5 protein-coding genes are annotated in these 4,407 nt (G+C 56.7%); 3 read left to right on the top strand and 2 right to left on the bottom strand.

Features of this window, described 5'->3' with window-relative positions; genetic code table 11:
• A partial coding sequence (locus I5W_RS13835; protein WP_044529658.1) for an aconitase family protein occupies window positions 1-281 on the bottom strand: 281 nt, incomplete at its 3' end.
• Between the two features lie 112 nt (window positions 282-393).
• A complete protein-coding gene (locus I5W_RS13830) occupies window positions 394-1,314 on the bottom strand; it encodes a LysR substrate-binding domain-containing protein (protein ID WP_026051986.1) in 921 nt (306 codons plus the stop codon).
• A 149-nt stretch (window positions 1,315-1,463) separates the two neighbouring features.
• Between I5W_RS13830 and I5W_RS13825 the strand changes: the two genes are divergently transcribed.
• The 3 genes from I5W_RS13825 to I5W_RS13815 all read left to right on the top strand — a co-directional run.
• Entirely contained in the window at window positions 1,464-2,336 is an 873-nt protein-coding gene (locus tag I5W_RS13825; RefSeq protein ID WP_044529657.1) for a dioxygenase family protein, read from the top strand.
• 27 nt (window positions 2,337-2,363) lie between these two features.
• Window positions 2,364-3,176, top strand: coding sequence for a citryl-CoA lyase (locus I5W_RS13820; RefSeq protein ID WP_017451385.1), 813 nt, complete (start codon window positions 2,364-2,366; stop codon window positions 3,174-3,176).
• Window positions 3,177-3,211: 35 nt separating this feature from the next.
• Window positions 3,212-4,407 (top strand): bifunctional 3-(3-hydroxy-phenyl)propionate/3-hydroxycinnamic acid hydroxylase (locus I5W_RS13815; RefSeq protein WP_044529659.1); only part of this gene is annotated, 1,196 nt, incomplete at its 3' end.

Genomic DNA, 4,407 nt, shown 5'->3' with positions numbered 1-4,407 from the left:
CCGACCGTGGCGACATTGGCATCCAGGGCTTCTACCTGCGCCCGCGACTGGACATCGTCGATGTCCTTGTCCCAATCCTTGGTCGGTGTGTTGTGGTCTGGCGTGACGACGAGGGTATCAGCGCGCCAAAGGCTGCGCTTGCTCAACCTCAACCCTTCGAACGCCTGTGGGCTGGTGACCTCGTTGACCAAGTGCCGGTCGATGTAGAGAAGTGCATTACCTTCTCCGAGATCCCTGGCCACGTGAGCTTGCCAGAGCTTTTCATAAAGTGTCTGAGACATGAGCAATGAACGCTGATAGGAAATGCCCTCATCATAGGGGCAAGACCTCCAGCGGGAAAAATGACATCTTTCCATCCACTTCATTGATGCCATCGATAAACCGGATTCGGGCTTAGTCCGGTGCTGATTCTTTGGCAGAAGACAGGCGCATCTCCGATTTGGCCACCACTCTACGAATGATGTTGGCAAAATATTTCACCGCTGCATCACGCGGCGCGCCTCTTTTCCATAGCAATCCTGGATTGCGCAGCGGCGTCGGATTCTCAAGAGGAATGTAGGTCAGATCGCCACTGACGGGGCAGGCGCTGGCCCCGACTATGGCTCCGATGTTGGCCTGGCGGACTAGCTCGAACATCGGTGCAATCGTGTTGAGTTCAGCGACCACATGCGGCTGGGTACCCACCGAATGGAAGCATTCATCAAGCATCTTCCGGGTCGAGAAGTAGGACGGAAGCAGCACCAGGTCCACGCCGTGCAACTGGATCAGGCGTATCTGTCGACGCTTGGCCAATGGATGGTCATTACGGACCACTAACAGCATTTCTTCATTGTACAAAGGCTCGAACCATAACTGTTCGGTCACTTCCGGGCGATAGGACACTCCCAGATCCAGCTTTCCCTCCATCAGCCGCGAGGTGATTTCCTGTGCCGACAATTCTTCAGCGATCACCTTGATGGAGGGATAGCGGTTCAGGAATCCTGCAATGCAATGAGGGATCACGTGAATGTTGAAGCTGTGGGTCGAGCCGATGCGGACCTCGCCGACCATGTGCTCATCCTCTGCCTTGACCGTCCTGATGGCCAGATCCACCTGCTTGAGAGCCGGAGCGATATTGGTCAGAAGCGTTTCGCCAGCATCGGTCAGGACGACCTTCTTGCCCACGCGATCAAACAGCACTACCGCCAACTCTTCTTCGAGCTGACGGATCTGATGCGACAGGGTTGATTGCGTCACATGTACTTTTTCTGCTGCGCGCGTGAAGCTCAAGTTCTCCGCCAGCGCCTGAAAGTATCGAAGATGTCGTAACTCCATGGCCTCCGCTTTTATTGATGTGGTCGATAGTTTTGATGGAAATTTATCATTTCCGTCGAACATGGACAATCGATAGACTGCCTCTCATACCGCTGTTCAAGCGTAAAACAACAAAGTTTCCGCCGCGGAACTTTACAAATGGAGACCCTATGACCCAAGACCTCACTCAGGCAGCCTTGCAACGTCTTTGCGAGTGCCAGGATGCCCGCTTCAAGACTGTCATGTCATCGCTGATCACGCATCTTCACGATTTCATACGAGATGTAAATCTCACCGGCGAAGAATGGATGACAGCCATCAACTTCCTGACCGATACCGGTAAAGCATGTACCGACATGCGGCAGGAATTCATTCTGCTGTCCGATACCTTGGGCGTGTCGATGCTGGTCGTCCTGCTCAACCAGCATCGCGGGGCCGAAGCCGTGGAGGCGACCGTACAGGGACCGTACTACTGGGAAGGCGCACCGCAAATGGAAAATGGCGCCAATATCGCCGAGGGAGTCAAAGGTGAGCCAACCTACTATTCCGGTCGCGTACTCGATGAACATTCCACACCCATCGCCAATGCATGTCTGGATGTGTGGTCCGGTGACGGCGAAGGAAACTACGACATGCAGATGGAAGGAAAAAAAGAAATGCGCGCGCGCGCCAAGCTGTATACCGACGCCGAAGGTCGCTACGCATTCTGGTCGATTCGACCTTCCTATTATCCGGTCCCGGTCGATGGCCCGGTGGGCAAGATGCTGTTGAAGATGGGGCGCCATCCCAACCGTCCCGGTCACATGCATTTCATGCTATCGGCCGCTGGCTTCGAATCGGTTACCACACATCTATTTGTAGCCGACAGTCCCTATCTCGATTCCGATGCCGTCTTCGGCGTGCGCGACAGTCTGATCGTACCGTTCACCAAGCACCCTGCGGGCGTGGCACCGGATGGCAGCAAGCAAGATCGCATGTATTACACGGCGTGCTACGACTTCCAGCTCACCAGGGCTGGTGCCACTGACGGCAAGTCTGCCTGACCATTTTCCTACGGAAGAATCCCAACAATGAAAATCGGAAAAGAAACCATCCCCCGCACCTCGATCTCGACGTCCAATGAACACGCCATTGTCGTGCGCGGTAAAGACCTGTGCGGCGAACTCATAGGAAAGATCAGTTTCACGGAGTACTTCTACTTCCTGTTGACAGGCAATGCCCCCGATCCCGTGGCGACCAAGGTCATTGACGCGACCCTGGTTGCCATCACCGAGCATGGCCTGGTGCCCAGCGTCCAAGCCAGTCGCATGACCTTCGCGGCAGCGCCAGACGCCTTGCAGGGGGCCGTGGCTGCCGGCATTCTGGGTTGCGGCTCGGTCATCCTTGGCGCCTCCGAGACAGCCGGCCACCTGTTCCTTGAAGTCAAGGCACTGGTGGACCAAGGCAGCGCTGTGGGACAGGCTGCTGAAACCGTCTTGACCCAGTACCGCCAGCAGAAGCGCGCCATTCCTGGCTACGGTCATCCCTTGCACAAGGAACGTGACCCGCGTGTGCAAGCGCTGTTGAGCACGGCCATCACAGCCGGTGCCGATCCCACCTACATTCATATCGCAGAAGCACTTGAGGATGCCGTTGCAACTGTGCTTGGCAAAGCATTGAAGATGAACGTATCTGCCGCCATTCCCGCGGTCTTGCTGGGAGTGGGCTTTCCGGTGGGTTCGCTCAAGGGGATCCCGATTCTGGCCCGCACAGCCGGTCTTATCGCTCATCTGCGTGAGGAGGCGGAACGGTCGATCGGCTTTGCGCTGTCTTACCAAGCGACGACCGAGCTCATCTACGAGGGAGATGTCCCGGCCGGCTTCGTGCCTTCCGATGGCCTTTAAGAACAAGAACAATGCAATCCCGAGGAGAAAGAATAATGGATGCATATGATGCAGACGTCACCATCATCGGCTATGGTCCGGTATCCCGGATCCTGGCAATCATGTTGGGAAAAAAAGGACACAGCGTCATTGTGGTGGAACGTGAGAAGGTCTCGTATCCTCTTCCCCGTGCCGTATGCATGGACCACGAGATTCGCCGCGTGATGATGGCCAATGGCATGGCACAAAGCATCACGGCGTGCAGTGCCCCCTCGCCACGCTACCAGTGGTTCAATCAGAAGTGGGACATGCTGCTGGACATCGACTGGACCGTGGAGTCCATCTCCGGCGGTCCCGAAGCCTATTTCTTCTTCCAGCCAGCACTGGAAGCCGCCATGCACGCTCGCGTTGCCGATTGCGGCACGGTGGAAATACGCCTGAATCAGGATGCGATTTCCTTCGAGCAGGATGAACAGTCGGTAAGCCTGACGACCAGGGATAGGCAAACGGGCGAGCAACATACCATCCGCACCAAATACCTGATCGGCGCCGATGGCGCTAACAGCATGGTTCGCCGCCACTGCGGCATCGCGTGGGAGGACCGCGGCTTCAAGGCTGACTGGCTGGTGGTCGATGTCGAGCTCAACGATGGTGTGGTATTGGACATCCCCTCGGCCGGTCAGCACTGCAACCCTTCCCGCCCCACCACCTTTGTTCCTGGAGGAATCCGCAATGGCCGACCACTACGTCGCTGGGAATTCATGTGCTTACCTGACGAAACCAAGGAGGACCTTAACAATCCCGAGTTCGTCTGGCATCTGTTACAACCATGGGTAACGCCACAGCAAGCACAGATGGTGCGGCACGCGGTCTATACGTTTCGCTCACTGGTGGCATCCCGCTGGCAGGACGGACGCGTCTTCATCGCTGGGGATGCCGCGCATCTGATGCCACCATTCATGGGCCAAGGGATGTGTTCCGGCATTCGCGATGCAGTCAACCTGGCATGGCGCCTTGATCTGGTCTTGACCGGTCTGGCCGAACAAGCCTTGTTGGCTGACTATGAGCGAGAGCGCAAACCGCATGTCACACAGATCATCGATATCTCCGTGCATCTGGGGAAAATCGTTTGCGTGCCGGATCAGGATGCGGCTGCAGCCCGCGACCAGGCTTTCCTGGATGGGACAGCGCCTCCACCGCCAGCCTTCCCCTTCCTCGCCGAGGGCAGTCTCTGGCAGGACAGTGACATACC

Source organism: Herbaspirillum sp. B65 (assembly GCF_000333555.1).
In the GTDB taxonomy this organism is placed as follows: domain Bacteria; phylum Pseudomonadota; class Gammaproteobacteria; order Burkholderiales; family Burkholderiaceae_D; genus Herbaspirillum; species Herbaspirillum rubrisubalbicans.
This window is presented reverse-complemented; position numbering and strand designations above follow the sequence as displayed.